The sequence below is a fragment of the Chromobacterium rhizoryzae genome, from assembly GCF_020544465.1.
Lineage (GTDB): Bacteria > Pseudomonadota > Gammaproteobacteria > Burkholderiales > Chromobacteriaceae > Chromobacterium.
Map to the genome: position 1 here is coordinate 4,416,161 of NZ_CP066126.1, position 13,753 is coordinate 4,429,913.

A 13,753-nucleotide genomic window follows, 5' to 3' on the forward strand; every position below is an offset into this window, starting at 1 on the left:
TGATACAAGCCGGCCCGGCGGAATCAAAGCCTCACTCCACCAGCGCCGCGCCGCGCTCCCGCAACAAGGCCCGCAACACCGAGCGGTGACAGTGCGCCTCGTCCTGGCAGTAACAGCCTATGGAAAAGTGGCTGCCGTGCGACAAAGCCGCCAGCAAGTCCAGCTCGCGGCTTTGCTCCGGCGCCTTCATCTCCGCGCGATACGCCCGCTCGAACGTCTGCCATTCGGCTGCGCTCTGCGCCGCCTGCGCCTGTTTCACCAGTTCCGCGCTGGGCGCCAGGTTGGGAAACCACACATCGTACCAATCGCCGCTGGCGAAGGCCTCCTTGGGCACGCCGCGCGGCGGCCGCCGCACCGTGCCGATGCGCGTACCCTCCTGCGGGTGACGCGGACTGCCCAATTGCACCACGCGTATCGTCATCGCTCGTTCTCCAAAACGGCGCGGCCCATGCGCCGCGCGCAACAACATTGTCATCGATGGCCAAGCCTGCGTAGACTAAGGGCCCGCCCCCTACGCGAACAATCCTCATGCAACACTATTCGCTTTATCTGCTGATGGCCGCGGCCACCGTGCTCAGCCCCGGCCCCGGCATTTTGATGACCCTGACCAATTCGCTGCGCTTCGGCCTGCGCGGCACCCTTGGCGGCATTCTCGGCACCGCCTGCGGTTCCTTCATCGTCGCCGGCGTGTCGGCCACCAGCCTCGGCCTGTTGCTGGCCGCGTCGGCGCTGGCCTTCACTGTGATGAAATGGATAGGCGCCGCTTACCTGTTTTATCTGGGCGTCAAACTGCTGCGCGCGCCGGCTTTTCGCTTCGATGAAATCCCAAGCCAGCCGCGCGGCTTTGCCAGGCGCTTTGGAGAAGGCATGGCGGTACAGCTGACCAACCCCAAGTCCATCTTCTTCTTTCTGTCCATCTTTCCGCAGTTCATCGACACTCAGGGGGCCTACGCGCCGCAATTCCTGCTGTTGGTCGGCACCTTCAGCGGCCTGATCATCCTGATCCACACCGTGTACGCGCTCACCGCGCAACGCGCGCGCCGCTGGCTGGCCAGCGACCGCGGCGGCAAATGGGTGAACAAGGCCGGCGGCGCGACCTTCCTGCTGTTCGGCGCCCTGCTCGCCAACTCCAACAGGTAAACGCCATGCGTCTGCAGCTGGAGTCGCCGCGACAAGCCGATGTGCTGGCCTTGATAAGCCAGCTGGACGCATACCAGGCCGCGCTCTATCCGGCGGAAAGCAATCATCTGATGGACCCGGCGGCGCTGGAACCGCCACGGGCGCATTTCATCGTCGCGCGCGACGAGAAGCTCGCGGCGGTCGGCTGCGCCGCGCTGGTGCCGCATGAGGATTACGGCGAGATCAAACGCATGTTCGTGGCGCCGTCCCAACGCGGCAAGGGCGTGGCCCAGGCGCTGCTGGCGCGCCTGGAGTGGGAAGCGCGCTCCGCCGGCCTGTCCGCGCTGAAACTGGAGACCGGCGTGTCCCAGCCTGAGGCGATCGGCCTGTACCAGCGCGCCGGTTTCAAGCCCTGCCCGCCCTTCGGCGCCTACCAGCCCGACCCGCTCAGCCTGTTCATGAGCAAGGACTTATAGGCCGCCCTGGGCGCGTCGGCTACCAACCGTTTTCCAACACCAGATGACCCGGCGCGCTCTGCCGGCTCATCCGGTAGCCCATCTTCATCAATTGCCGGTGGGTATCCTCCACCATGGCCGGGTTGCCGCAAATCATGAAGCGCGAGTTTTCCGGCGACATCGCCAGCCCCACCGCCCGCTCCAAACCGCCATTGGCCAGCAAGGCTGGGATGCGCTCGTTCAACACGCCCTCCGGCGCGTCGCGCGTGACGATGGGCAAGTATTGCAACTTGTGGCCGTGCTCGTCCCACAAGGGGTGTTCGCTCAGCTCGGCGATGAAATCCTGATAACTGAGCTCAGCGGCGTGCCGCACGCAGTGCGCCAGCACGATGCGATCAAAACGTTGCCACTGAGCGGGGTCTTGCAGAATCGACAAATACGGCGCCAAACCTGTGCCGGTGGCCAACAACCACAAATCCTTGCCCGCCGGCAAGCGGTCCGCCAGGAAGAAGCCCATCGCCTTCTTGTCCAACATCACTTCCGCGCCTACCTGCAGCTGCGCCAGACGCGAACTGAACTGGCCGTCCGGCACCACGATGGAATAGAACTCCAGATACTCGTCGGTCACTGCCGAACACATCGAATACGCCCGCCACACCTGACCGCCGTGTTCGCCCAACGGCAGGCCCAGCCTCGCGAACTGCCCCGGCTCAAAACGATAGGCGTCCGGCCGCCGCAAGCGGAAGCTGAGCAGATTGTCCGCCCAGCGCCGCAGCCACAAGATGGGTTGAACCGTGTACTTTTCTTCGATCGCTGTATCCATTGCTCGCCAATACCCAAGTAAATTACTCAAGTATTGTGCTCCAGATCGACGCCGGCTTCAAGCCTGCACCGCGGCGGCGCTCAACGATAAGCGGCCAGCCATTCCTCGTGCAGCGTGGCGACCAGTTGCCCCGCCGCCAGCTCGCGGCCGGCCGCCACGTTTTCCCCGGCCCACAAGGACAGAAAATCGCTCAGCCCGGCCTTGGCCGCCGCGGCGCGCAAGGGCCCGGTCAAGGCGTTCATCACCGGATACGCCGGCACCAGGTCTTCCTTGTCGGCCATCAACTGCATATAACGGTTGTTCAGGCCGCGCGCGTAACGGCCGGAAAACGCTCGAGTCAAACGGGTGCCGCCGGGCGCGGCCTTGGCCAGCTCGCTTTTCCACAAGGCGGAAATGCCGGACTCCGGGCAACGCAAAAACGCGGTGCCCAACTGGCAGGCTTGGGCGCCGTGGCGCATCGCTGCGGCGATGTCGCGTCCATGCATGATGCCGCCTGCGGCGATCACCGGCAGCGGCTGGTTCTGCGCCAATTCATAGACCAGCGACAAAGTGGGCCGCAGGCTGTCCTGGGGCCGTCCGATGAAGGTGCCGCGATGGCCGCCGGCTTCCCTGCCTTGGGCGCAGATCGCGTCCGCGCCCAGTTCGGCCCAGGCCAGCCCTTCCGCCATATTGGTGGCGGTGCCGATCACATCTATCTTGGCCTGTTTCAAGAGCTTGAGCTGATGGCGATTGAGAATACCGAAGGTGAAGCTGGCCGCCGCCGGCTTGGCCTCCAGCAGCGCTTCGAACTGGCGCGCGAACGGCTCGCAGAAGCGATCAGGGATCTGCGGCGCCGGCAGCCCCAGCTCCCGGTGCAGCGGCGCCAGCCATTCCAGCGCCTGCCGCAAGGCCTCCTCGCTGGGAGCGGGATCGTCCTGTACGAATAGATTGATGCCGAATGGCTTGTCGGTGAGGCGCCGCACCGCGGCGGCTTCGCTGAGCAGGCGTTCGGGCGGCAGCAGCGCCGCCGCCAGAAACCCCAGGCCGCCGGCCTGACTGACCGCGGCCACCAAGGCCGGAGAGGTGGCGCCGCCCGCCATCGGCGCCTGAATCAAAGGGGTGCGCAACTGCCAGCGACGGCACAAAGCGGAAGCCATATATTTCCTCGATTACGCCCGCGCGGGCGTCGGTTGAAAGAATAGCGCAGTCAGCTCAGTCCGCCAGAGCCTGCTCCAGATCGGCCAGGATATCGTCGATATCCTCTATGCCTATCGACAGCCTCACCCCGCCTTCGCGGATGCCCAATTGAGCCTTCTGCTCCGGCGGCATGCCGCCGTGCGACATGGTGTAGCTGTGGTTGATCAGCGATTCGACCCCGCCCAGCGATTCGGCCAGCGCGAACAGCTTCAACCGCTCGGCCAAGCGGCTGGCCGCCGCGCGGCTGTCGTCCTTCAGCCAGATGCTGACGATGCCGCCGAAGCGACGCATCTGCCGGCGGGCCAGTTCATGGCCCGGATGCTCCGGCAGCCCCGGAAAGAACACCCGCTCCACCTTGGGATGAGATCGCAGGTAATCCGCCACCCGCTCCGCGTTGTCGCAATGGCGATCCATGCGCAGATGCAGGGTCTTGATGCCGCGCAGGGTCAGGAAGCAATCCTGAGGCCCCGGCACCGCTCCCGCCGCGTTCTGAATGAATTTGATCTCGCGGTGCAGCGCCTCGTCGTTGACGGCCGCCAGGCCCAGCAACACGTCGGAGTGGCCGGCCAGATACTTGGTGGCGGAATGCACAACGACATCTGCCCCCAGATCCAGCGGGTTCTGCAGATAAGGCGTGGCGAAAGTGCTGTCCACCGCCACTCGGGCGCCGTGCGCGTGCGCGATCCGGGCCAGTTCCGCGATGTCCACCATGCCCAGCAAGGGGTTGGTGGGCGACTCCAGCCACAGCAGCTTGGTCCGCGCGCTGATCAGCGCCGTCAGGTTCCGGCTATCGCTCAAATCCGCGAAAGTGACCTTGACGCCCGCCGGCTCCATCACCTTGCTCAGCAGCCGGTAAGCGCCGCCATAAAGGTCCGCCACCGCGATCACCTCGTCGCCCGGCTTCAGGCAGGCGCGCAGCACCGCGTCGATGGCCGCCATGCCGCTGGCAAAGGCCAGGCCGTGGCGGGCGTTCTCCAGGCTGGCCAGGCAGGCCTCCAGCGCCGCCCGCGTGGGATTGCCGGTACGGGCGTACACAAAGGGCATGGATTCGCCGACATGGCCGTATTCGAACACCGAAGTCTGGTACACCGGCGGCATCACCGCCTTGCCATGCTCTGCGTTGTCATAGCCGGCATGAATGGATCTGGTTGCAAATTTCACGACTTTTCCTCAAAAAATCATTCACTTGTCCGCCTTGTCGGACAAACCGACCGCAATCAAGCTTCTAGCGCGCCGCAGCCATGACTCTTTCATCATTTTTCGAAAACTTCAAGGAAACCGCCGTTAAAACGGCGACTACTCCCTTGATCTTGACTAAATTTTTAGCAGCTTTGGCTTTACATCCACGCTCTTTAGGACTATTTTGCAGCGTTTCGCATTCAAACAATTGTACGAATGAAGCTAGAACGCGTATTTGACATCCTGCCCCGCCAACTCGAACGCCACCCGCGCACCGACTGCCTCGCCGCCAAAACCGGCAAGGAATGGCGCAGGTTGTCCACCGAGGAAGTCGCGGACAGCGTCAACCGCTTCAGCCTGGGTCTGCTGGAGTTGGGCATCGCCAACGGCGACAAAGTCGCCCTCGCCGCCGACAACTCCATAGAATGGGTGCTGGCCGATCTGGCGCTGCAGCAAATCGGCGCCGTCAGCGTGCCGCTCTATCCCACCATGACCCTTGATGATGCACGCTATATCCTGACTCATGCCGAGGTCAAGCTCGCTTTCGTCGGCAATGCCGCATTGCAACGCAAATTGCATGAGGCGCTGGGCAAATTCAGCTGCCCGATCTACGGCCTGAGCCAGATCGACGGCTGCCCGTCCTGGACCGAAATCCTGGCCCTGGCCAAACCGGAGCGGCAGGCCGAGCTGGAACGCCGCCGCGACGCGATCCAGCCGGACGACGTCTACACCATCATTTACACCTCCGGCACCACCGGACGCTCCAAAGGCGTGATGCTGTCGCACCGCAACGTGCTCAGCACCGTGGTCGCCACCGCGGAATTCACCCGCCTGCCGCACGGAGAATGCCGCGCGCTGAGCTTTTTGCCGCTGTCGCACATCTTCGAGCGCGCCGGGGTCTTCTACTATATGTACAGCAGCGCCGGCGTTTACTTCTCCAGCGTGGAATGCCTGTCTTCCGCGCTCGCCGACATCCGTCCGCACACCTTCAGCGCGGTGCCGCGCGTGCTGGAGAAAGTGCACGACAAACTGGTGGGCAAGGCGCGCGAACTCAGCGGCTTCAAACGCCGTCTTTATCTGTGGGCCGTGGAGCGCGCCGAGCGCTTCGACCCCAACGCCCGCCGCTCGCCGCTGGAAGCCGCCAAGCACGCGCTGGCCGACAAGCTGGTTTACCGCAAGTGGCGCGCCGCGATGGGCGGCGAGCTCAAATGGATCAATGTCGGTTCCGCCGCGCTGCAGCCGCGACTGGCGCGCCTGTTCTGGGCCTGCGGCGTGTCGGTGGCGGAGGGCTACGGCATGACCGAATCCGCGCCGGTGATCTCCGCCAACCCGTTCAACGCCCGGGACACTCGGATCGGCAGCGTGGGCCTGCCCTTGCCCGGCGTGGAAGTGCGCCTGGCCGACGACGGCGAAATCCTGGTGCGCGGCGACAATGTGATGCTCGGCTATTACAAGGAGCCGGGACTCACCGCCGAAGCGCTGAACAACGGCTGGCTGCACACCGGCGACATCGGCGTGCTGGAACACGGCTATCTGCGCATCACCGACCGCAAAAAGGAAATGTTCAAGACCAGCAACGGCAAATACATTGCGCCGCAAGCGCTGGAGAACAAGCTGAAGGAATCCGCCTTCATCGACCAGATCATGGTGGTGGGCGACGGTCAGAAGTACGCGGCGGCGCTGATTGTCCCGCTCTTCGAGAAACTGAAGGAATGGTGCGCCGAACACGGCATCGCCTACACCACCGACAGCGAGATGAGCAGCCACCCCAAGATCGTCGAGTTGATTGACCGCGAGATCAAGCGCTTCAACCGCTACTTCGGCAACTGGGAGCACATCAAGAAATTCACCCTGATCGACAAGCCCTGGTGCGTCGACGCCGGCGAATTGGCGCCCACGCTGAAGCTGCGCCGCAAGGTGATCGCCGAACGCTGCCGCGCAATGATAGAAAACCTCTACGCCCCGGCCTGAGCCGGATGCGACAAAGCCCCGCAACGCGGGGCTTTTTGCTTGGAGACGGCGGTCAACGCTTATGGGCCAATTCCAGCCGCCGCTCCACATAACCCTGCACCCGCTCGAAGCTGGCGCTCAGCACCCAGTAGATCGCCGCCGCCGCCAGATAGAGCGGCAAGGGCTGAAAGGTCTGGGCGATCACTTCCTTGGTCGCCAGCATCAATTCGGTCACGGTGATCACCGATACCAGCGAAGTATCCTTGATCAGGCTGATCAGCGAATTGGACAGGCTGGGCACCGACAAGCGCAAAGCCTGCGGAGCGATGATGTGGCGCATGGTCTGCCACCAGCTCAGGCCCAAGGACAGGCCGGCGTCCCACTGGCCGCGGTGCACGCCGGCGATGCCGCCGCGCAGGCTTTCCGACAAATAGGCGGCCACATTCAGCGTCAAGGCCAGAATGCCCGCCGTCACCGGCCCCAACTCGATGCCCGCGCCGGGCAAGCCGTAATAGATGACGAAAATCTGCACCAAGAGCGGAGTGCCGCGCATCGCGCTGACATAGAAGGCGGCCAGTTGCGCCAGGACCGGCACTTGCGCCACTCGCAGCAAGGCCACGACGAAACCCAGCGCCAGCCCCAGGATCATGGAAACCACCGCGAACATCAAGGTATAGCCCGCGCCTTGCAATAGCACCGGCAGCGCCGATTCGAACAGGACGATCCAGTCAGTCATTCACGTTTTTCCAAAAAAAACCGACGCCCCCGCGCAAGCAGGGGCGTCTAGCCCTATCCACTCTGAAATCAACTGCCGCTTATTTCTTGGCCGCCGCCGGCGCTTTCGACACGTCGATGCCGAACCATTTGACCGAGATCTTCTTGAAGCTGCCGTCGGCCTTCATCTCGCCCAGCGCCTTGTCTATCGCCGCCTTGAACTGCGGATTGTTCTTGGCGAACGGGATAGCCATCGTCGCCACCTCGCCCACCGGTGCGCCTGCCTTCAAGGGCAACTTGGCCTGCTTGATGGCGAAGGGAATCAGCAAGCTGTCGTTCAGCGCCGCGTCCACGCGGCCGCTGGCCAGATCCTGTAGGTATTCGGGCGCGCCGGGATAGGTTTTCACCTCGATGCCGGCCACGGCCTTGGCCATATCGGCGTAATTGCTGCCCTGGCCCACGCCCAGCTTCTTGCCTTTCAGGTCCGCCAGGCTCTTGAAAACGCGGCTCTCGTTCTTGCGCACGATCAACTGCGCGCTGGAGTAGGTGTAGGGCTGCGAGAAGTCGAACACGTCCTTGCGTTTGTCGGTCACGCCCACCTGATTGACCACGATGTCGAACTTGCCGGCCTGCAAGCCCGCCAGCAGGCCGCTCCACTCCGCCGTGGTGAATGCCGGCTTCACTTTCAGACGCTTGGCGATTTCAGTGGCGATCTCGACATCGAAACCCGTCAGCTGCTGTTTGGCGTCCTTGAAGTTGAACGGCGGGTAAGTGCCTTCCAACGCGATTTTCAGGCTGCCGCGCTGCTTGACCGTATCCAGCAAGTCCGCCGCGAACACCTGGCCAGCCAGGCCCGCCATTACGAGAAGCGTCATCAGCTTGCACATATCAATATAACCTTTGGTAATTTTGAAAAACAAAATAGTCAAAAGCGAGAATATCACTAGCCGTTGGCGCTGCCAAGTTCTAGATAGAACAATGGCCGCGAAAAGCGGCCATGATGTCAATTCATCTTACTCTGCTTGCAAGCGCTGGCGCAGCGTTACCCCCAACTTACACCCCAAGCCAATCAATACCGCCAAGACAAAGCCCCCCAGACCGGCCAGCAACACGATCATAGTCCGTTTTGGTCCCGCCTTTTCCAAAGGGGGGCTTGCCGGCAACACCACCTGCACATCCTGCGACATCAACGCTCTGGCCACCGAAGCCTGCTTCTGCAGCTCCTCCAACGTGGCCTGATAGAAGAACAAATCACGCATCGTAGCCAACTGCCTCGGAGAGATGGACTTGACCTGCGGATTGCTGCGCTCCAATTCCGCGCGCAGTTGCAATAAAGACGACTGTACCGGGCTATTCCCTTCCATTTGCTGAGCGTTCATTTGCGCTTCCAAGCGCGCGAAACTCTCGATCACACGCGCCGATTCGCTGTTCAGGAAGGTCTCGGCTACCGCGCCCAGCTGCTTCTGCTCGCGCTTCGCTCCCGACACCTGACCTTGCACCACCTTGATCCGCTCCTGCAACACCAGGTATTTCTTGCTCTGTTCCGTCACGTGCAAGCCCAGAATCCGCTGCCGGGTCTGCTCCACCAGGTAGTTGGCGAGCCGGGCGGCAAATGCCGCGTCCACATCCTGGACCGAGACTTCAAGCAAACCGTCTTTTCCCGCGGAAACTTTGAGATTGTCCAACAAGCTGAGCTTGGCCTTGTCCGCGCCAGTCACGCCGTAATGCTTGGCCAGCTCAAAATGAGCCGCCGCCTCGCCCAGCATCACATTATCCTTCAACACGCTGGCGCCGCCCTGAGGACCCAGCGGCGCGGGCACGAGGAGCAGAGATGTCGCCGCATACCTGTCTTCCATATTCAACACTACGGCCACCGCCGCCAGCGCGGCGATGATGGGAAGGAAAACCATCAAACGCCATTGTTCTTTACAGAAACGAATAATATCAATCAGACTAATCTCATCAGCGACTTCAGCTTGGCGTTCCAAAACGTGTTCCCTTTTATTTACATCCAGTCGGCACTATTTTGCCGCATCTCAGTAGACTTACAAAAATAAAGGCATGAGCCAGAGCTGCATGCCTTTATTTCGATCCGATAAGATCACACATTAAATAAGAAGTTCATCACATCGCCGTCCTGGACCACGTAGTCCTTGCCCTCGGCCCGCATCTTGCCGGCCTCCTTGGCCTTGGCTTCGCCGCCCAGCGCGATAAAGTCAGTATAGGCGATGGTCTGCGCGCGGATGAAGCCGCGTTCGAAATCGGTGTGGATCACGCCGGCCGCCTGCGGCGCGGTGTCGCCGATATGAATCGTCCAAGCTCGCACTTCCTTAACGCCTGCGGTGAAGTAGGTCTGCAAGCCCAGCAGCTTGTAACCCGCGCGGATCAGACGATCCAGACCAGGCTCTTCCAGACCCAGCGTCTCCAGGAATTCGGCCTTGTCGGCGTCGTCCAGCTCGGCGATTTCGGACTCGATCGCCGCGCACAAGGCCACCACCGGCGCGCCTTCCTTGTCGGCCAGTTGCTGCACCCGCTCCAGCAAGGGATTGTTGCTGAAGCCGTCTTCAGCCACGTTGGCCACATACATCGCCGGCTTGATCGTCAGCAGACACAGCGGCTTGACCAAGACCATTTCTTCCGGGCTCAAGTCCAGCGAGCGCGCCGGCAGGCCCTGATCCAGATGCGGCACCAGCTTCTCCAGCACCGCGATCAGCGCGCGCGCGTCCTTGTCGCCGGACTTGGCCTTCTTGCCTTCGCGCGTCATCGCCTTTTCCACCGCGGACAGGTCGGCCAGCGCCAGCTCGGTGCCGATGGTTTCGATGTCGGCGATCGGATCCACCTTGCCGGCGACGTGAACGATGTTCTCGTCTTCGAAGCAACGCACCACGTTGACGATGGCGTCGGTCTCCCGGATATTGGCCAGGAACTGGTTGCCCAGGCCCTCGCCCTTGGAGGCGCCTGCCACCAGGCCGGCGATGTCGACGAATTCGACGATGGCCGGCTGGATGCGTTGCGGATTGATGATCTTGGCCAGTTCGGCCAGCCGCTGATCCGGCACTTCCACGATGCCGACATTGGGCTCGATGGTGCAGAAGGGATAGTTGGCGGCTTCGATGCCGGCCTTGGTCAGCGCATTGAACAGGGTGGACTTGCCCACATTGGGCAGGCCGACGATACCGCATTTCAGACTCATGTCCGCATTCCTTCGAATTCTTGAAAAATCTTGTTCTGCCGCAGCATAGCGGCAAGCCGGCGATTTGCCCAGCGGCTCATTTGGCCGCGGTGTGCAATTCCTTCATCGCCGCCGCCATCTTGCCGCCGATGGCCGCCGGCAATTGCCGCAAAGCCTGCTCAATCGCCTCGTCCAGCGCCTGCTGTTCCTCGGCGCGCGGCTTCTTCAGCACGAAATTGGCGACTTCGTTGCGGTCTCCCGGATGGCCGATCCCCAGGCGCAAACGCCAGAAGGCCGGCGAGCTCAGCCGCGCGGCGATGTCCTTCAAACCATTGTGGCCGCCGTGACCGCCGCCCTGCTTGAAGCGGGCCGCGCCGGGCGGCAGGTCCAGCTCATCGTGCACCACGAGGATCTGGTCCGGCAGAATCTTGTAAAAATGGGCCAGCGCCAACACCGCCTGTCCGGACAGATTCATATAGGTCATCGGCTTGAGCAGCCAGACGTCCTGTCCCTCGATGTCCACGCGGGCGACGTCGCCTTGAAACTTGCCTTCCGTGCGCCAGCTGCCCTTATAGCGCCAGCACAACTCGTCCACCAGCCAGAAACCGGCGTTATGGCGCGTTCTATCGTATTCGGCGCCGGGGTTGCCCAGGCCGACTATCAGGCGAATGCCGGACATATTCTCTGTTCCAAATGAAAAAGCTCGTTGCGGGCCGACGGCTAGCAACGAGCTTTTCAACCGTTACCGTCAGACGGCACGGCAGCTAGATTACACGCGAGCGAAGTCGATGTGCATTACTTGCTGTTTGTACGGGTGCATTTGGAACGCAGCCACTTTAACTTGTTCTTTCTGGCCGTCGATCACCAGATCCAGAACGGAAGTGTGGAACGCTTCGTTCTTCAGCGCGTAGTACATGGTGTTGTGGTCCAGAACGATGGATACGGCTTCTTTGGAAGCGCCGTAAACAACGGCCGGAACCTGGCCGGCGTGACGCAGGCGGCGGCTCGCACTCGTACCCGACTCTTCACGCTTGCTGGCGGTATATTCAAAAGACATGGCAAAACTCCAGTTTCAGATTAAAAGCACCCGGCCCGCCGCGACCAGCGGGCCCGATGTTCACGGCAGGCAGGCGCCCGCCGCAACCAGTTCCTCATTGAAGAGGTAGGACACCGATTCTTCGTTGTTGATCCGGCGCAGCGTCTCGGCCAGCAGGCCGGCGATGGAGGCCACCCGGATGTTCGGGCAGGCTTTGGCCTCGGCGGTCAACGGGATGGTGTCGGTCACCACCACCATATCGATGTCGGAATTCTTGATGCGATCAATCGCCTGACCGGAGAAGATCGGGTGAGTCGCATAGGCCAGCACGCGCTGGGCACCGCGCTCTTTCAGAGCGCTGGCCGCCTTGCACAGGGTGTTGGCGGTGTCGATCATATCGTCGACGATCAGGCAGGTACGGCCGGACACGTCGCCGATGATGTTCATCACCTCGGCCACATTGGCCTTGGGACGACGCTTGTCGATAATGGCCAGATCGGTGTTCAAGGCCTTGGCCATCGCGCGGGCGCGCACCACGCCGCCCACGTCGGGGCTGACCACGATCAGATCTTCGATGCGCTGCGAGCGGATGTCCTTCAGCAGCACCGGCGTCGCGTAGACGTTGTCCACCGGGATGTCGAAGAAGCCCTGAATCTGGTCGGCGTGCAGATCGACGGTCAGCACCCGGTCGATGCCGGCGCTGGTCAGCATATTGGCCACCAGCTTGGCGGAGATCGGCACGCGGGCGGAACGCGGACGGCGGTCCTGGCGCGCATAGCCGAAGTATGGAATCGCCGCGGTAATACGACCGGCCGAAGCGCGTTTGAGCGCGTCGGCCATAGTCAGGATTTCCATCAGATTGTCATTGGTCGGCGCACAGGTCGACTGCAGAATGAACACGTCGCGTCCGCGTACGTTTTCCAGCAGCTCCACCGCCACTTCGCCGTCGCTGAACTTGCCGACGTCGGCGCGTCCCAACGAGATATCCAGATGTTTGACTACGTTTTGGGCCAGTTCCGGGTTCGCGGTCCCGGTGAATACCATCAAACTGTCGTATGCCGCCATGATTCGTGTGCCTTAGCTAGATAAAGAAAAAGCGTGTAAGGGATTCTTACACGCTTTTTTCATGCTCTCTCTTATTGAGAGAAAGTCTTGGCTGGGGAGGTAGGGATCGAACCTACGAATGCCGGAATCAAAATCCGGTGCCTTACCACTTGGCGACTCCCCAGTAACCTTTATTCAGCGCTGTCGATTAAGGGATGGACATCGAGTCCTTTTGCTAAAAACCCCTTATATTTTATCGACACCGCCTGATAAACTTTATCGGCTTCGTCTTTAGACTGGCACTCCAGAAACACGCAGGAACCGGAACCAGTCATCAGCGGCGAACCATATTTTCTTAATTCGGTCAGCACTTCATTCACCGCTGGGTACATATTCGAAACAACGTTTTGCAGATCGTTTCGTCGCTGCTGCGTTGTTTCGAGGATTCGCATTATGCCGACGACCCCTACCTCTGTCAACACCTCTTGCGAAAAATTTTGAAATACTTTGCCGGTGGGCACCTGCACCTGAGGGTGAATTACCACATACCATGCCGGCTTCAATTTGATTTCATTCAGTTTTTCGCCAACGCCGGTGGCCAGCGCGCTGCGCCCGAAAATAAACACCGGAACGTCCGCGCCCAGCTTCAAGCCCAGTTCCTGCAAAGTCGCCCGCGGCAGATTCAGTCCCCACATACGATTCAAGGCCAGCAAAACGGTGGCGGCGTCGGAGCTTCCGCCGCCCAAACCGCCGCCCATCGGTATCTTTTTGTCCAGACGAATGGCCACGCCCAGCCCGCACTGGGCATGGGCCTGCAATAGACGCGCCGCGCGCACCGTCAGGTCCTGCTCCGGGTCCACGCCGGCGATCGGCGTCTCCAGCACGATGCGGCCGTCGTCGCGCAAGGCCAGCGACACGGTGTCGCTGAAGTCGACAAAGCGGAACACCGTCTCCAGCAAATGATAGCCGTCCGGGCGCTTGCCGACGACGTGCAATAAGAGATTGAGCTTGGCCGGGGCCGGAAAGTCTTGGAATACGGGGGAACTCATCAACAGAACACCATGGCAATCAATAGAAATAATACG

Annotated in this window: 15 protein-coding genes and 1 tRNA gene; 3 read left to right on the plus strand and 13 right to left on the minus strand. The window is 61.6% G+C overall.

Features of this window, described 5'->3' with window-relative positions; all coding sequences use genetic code 11:
• Positions 1–31: 31 nt before the first annotated feature.
• On the minus strand, positions 32–421 hold the full coding sequence (locus JC616_RS20060) for a DUF488 domain-containing protein (protein WP_227105006.1): 390 nt from the start codon (positions 419–421) through the stop codon (positions 32–34).
• Between the two features lie 107 nt (positions 422–528).
• Between JC616_RS20060 and JC616_RS20065 the strand changes: the two genes are divergently transcribed.
• Together JC616_RS20065 and JC616_RS20070 are read left to right on the plus strand one after the other, a co-directional pair.
• Positions 529–1,140, plus strand: a complete 612-nt coding sequence (locus JC616_RS20065; RefSeq protein WP_107800620.1) for a LysE family translocator — start codon at positions 529–531, stop codon at positions 1,138–1,140.
• A gap of 5 nt (positions 1,141–1,145) precedes the next feature.
• On the plus strand, positions 1,146–1,595 hold the full coding sequence (locus JC616_RS20070; protein ID WP_227105008.1) for a GNAT family N-acetyltransferase: 450 nt from the start codon (positions 1,146–1,148) through the stop codon (positions 1,593–1,595).
• A gap of 19 nt (positions 1,596–1,614) precedes the next feature.
• Here the strand turns inward: JC616_RS20070 and JC616_RS20075 are convergent, their stop codons facing one another.
• The 3 genes from JC616_RS20075 to JC616_RS20085 all read right to left on the minus strand — a co-directional run bounded on the left by JC616_RS20075 (position 1,615) and on the right by JC616_RS20085 (position 4,734).
• Positions 1,615–2,397 (minus strand): ferredoxin--NADP reductase, encoded by a 783-nt coding sequence (locus JC616_RS20075; protein WP_227105009.1) that lies wholly within the window; start codon positions 2,395–2,397, stop codon positions 1,615–1,617.
• Between the two features lie 80 nt (positions 2,398–2,477).
• A complete protein-coding gene (locus JC616_RS20080; protein ID WP_227105012.1) occupies positions 2,478–3,533 on the minus strand; it encodes an NAD(P)H-dependent flavin oxidoreductase in 1,056 nt (351 codons plus the stop codon).
• A 55-nt stretch (positions 3,534–3,588) separates the two neighbouring features.
• Positions 3,589–4,734: a trans-sulfuration enzyme family protein gene (locus JC616_RS20085; protein ID WP_227105014.1), complete on the minus strand. Its 1,146-nt coding sequence runs from the start codon at positions 4,732–4,734 to the stop codon at positions 3,589–3,591.
• Between the two features lie 234 nt (positions 4,735–4,968).
• Between JC616_RS20085 and JC616_RS20090 the strand changes: the two genes are divergently transcribed.
• Complete coding sequence (locus JC616_RS20090) at positions 4,969–6,723, plus strand: AMP-dependent synthetase/ligase (protein ID WP_227105015.1); 1,755 nt, start codon at positions 4,969–4,971, stop codon at positions 6,721–6,723.
• Positions 6,724–6,775: 52 nt separating this feature from the next.
• On the opposite strand, the gene JC616_RS20095 is transcribed toward JC616_RS20090, so the two are convergent.
• The 9 genes from JC616_RS20095 to ispE form a co-directional block, all read right to left on the minus strand.
• Complete coding sequence (locus JC616_RS20095) at positions 6,776–7,438, minus strand: amino acid ABC transporter permease (protein ID WP_118268338.1); 663 nt, start codon at positions 7,436–7,438, stop codon at positions 6,776–6,778.
• A gap of 79 nt (positions 7,439–7,517) precedes the next feature.
• Complete coding sequence (locus tag JC616_RS20100) at positions 7,518–8,291, minus strand: transporter substrate-binding domain-containing protein (protein ID WP_264372986.1); 774 nt, start codon at positions 8,289–8,291, stop codon at positions 7,518–7,520.
• Positions 8,292–8,429: 138 nt separating this feature from the next.
• A complete protein-coding gene (locus JC616_RS20105; RefSeq protein WP_227105017.1) occupies positions 8,430–9,404 on the minus strand; it encodes a GumC domain-containing protein in 975 nt (324 codons plus the stop codon).
• 113 nt (positions 9,405–9,517) lie between these two features.
• Positions 9,518–10,609, minus strand: a complete 1,092-nt coding sequence (ychF, locus tag JC616_RS20110; protein WP_227105018.1) for a redox-regulated ATPase YchF — start codon at positions 10,607–10,609, stop codon at positions 9,518–9,520.
• A gap of 76 nt (positions 10,610–10,685) precedes the next feature.
• Positions 10,686–11,267: an aminoacyl-tRNA hydrolase gene (pth, locus tag JC616_RS20115; protein ID WP_227105019.1), complete on the minus strand. Its 582-nt coding sequence runs from the start codon at positions 11,265–11,267 to the stop codon at positions 10,686–10,688.
• Positions 11,268–11,357: 90 nt separating this feature from the next.
• The gene (rplY, locus tag JC616_RS20120) at positions 11,358–11,645 is read right to left on the minus strand and encodes a 50S ribosomal protein L25 (RefSeq protein WP_043589895.1); all 288 of its coding nucleotides are present in this window, start codon (positions 11,643–11,645) and stop codon (positions 11,358–11,360) included.
• Between the two features lie 60 nt (positions 11,646–11,705).
• Entirely contained in the window at positions 11,706–12,689 is a 984-nt protein-coding gene (locus JC616_RS20125; protein WP_043589892.1) for a ribose-phosphate pyrophosphokinase, read from the minus strand.
• An 88-nt stretch (positions 12,690–12,777) separates the two neighbouring features.
• Positions 12,778–12,852 (minus strand) — tRNA-Gln (locus JC616_RS20130).
• 7 nt (positions 12,853–12,859) lie between these two features.
• A complete protein-coding gene (gene ispE, locus JC616_RS20135; RefSeq protein ID WP_107800630.1) occupies positions 12,860–13,717 on the minus strand; it encodes a 4-(cytidine 5'-diphospho)-2-C-methyl-D-erythritol kinase in 858 nt (285 codons plus the stop codon).
• Positions 13,718–13,753: the final 36 nt, after the last annotated feature.

Excerpts from the sequence above, each read along its gene's own strand:
- JC616_RS20060 (WP_227105006.1), bottom strand. The coding sequence starts at position 421 with ATGACGATACGCGTGGTGCAATTGGGCAGTCCGCGTCACCCGCAGGAG.
- JC616_RS20065 (WP_107800620.1), top strand. The coding sequence starts at position 529 with ATGCAACACTATTCGCTTTATCTGCTGATGGCCGCGGCCACCGTGCTC.
- JC616_RS20070 (WP_227105008.1), top strand. The coding sequence starts at position 1,146 with ATGCGTCTGCAGCTGGAGTCGCCGCGACAAGCCGATGTGCTGGCCTTG.
- JC616_RS20075 (WP_227105009.1), bottom strand. The coding sequence starts at position 2,397 with ATGGATACAGCGATCGAAGAAAAGTACACGGTTCAACCCATCTTGTGG.
- JC616_RS20080 (WP_227105012.1), bottom strand. The coding sequence starts at position 3,533 with ATGGCTTCCGCTTTGTGCCGTCGCTGGCAGTTGCGCACCCCTTTGATT.
- JC616_RS20090 (WP_227105015.1), top strand. The coding sequence starts at position 4,969 with ATGAAGCTAGAACGCGTATTTGACATCCTGCCCCGCCAACTCGAACGC.
- JC616_RS20095 (WP_118268338.1), bottom strand. The coding sequence starts at position 7,438 with ATGACTGACTGGATCGTCCTGTTCGAATCGGCGCTGCCGGTGCTATTG.
- JC616_RS20100 (WP_264372986.1), bottom strand. The coding sequence starts at position 8,291 with ATGACGCTTCTCGTAATGGCGGGCCTGGCTGGCCAGGTGTTCGCGGCG.
- ychF (WP_227105018.1), bottom strand. The coding sequence starts at position 10,609 with ATGAGTCTGAAATGCGGTATCGTCGGCCTGCCCAATGTGGGCAAGTCC.
- pth (WP_227105019.1), bottom strand. The coding sequence starts at position 11,267 with ATGTCCGGCATTCGCCTGATAGTCGGCCTGGGCAACCCCGGCGCCGAA.
- rplY (WP_043589895.1), bottom strand. The coding sequence starts at position 11,645 with ATGTCTTTTGAATATACCGCCAGCAAGCGTGAAGAGTCGGGTACGAGT.
- JC616_RS20125 (WP_043589892.1), bottom strand. The coding sequence starts at position 12,689 with ATGGCGGCATACGACAGTTTGATGGTATTCACCGGGACCGCGAACCCG.
- ispE (WP_107800630.1), bottom strand. The coding sequence starts at position 13,717 with ATGAGTTCCCCCGTATTCCAAGACTTTCCGGCCCCGGCCAAGCTCAAT.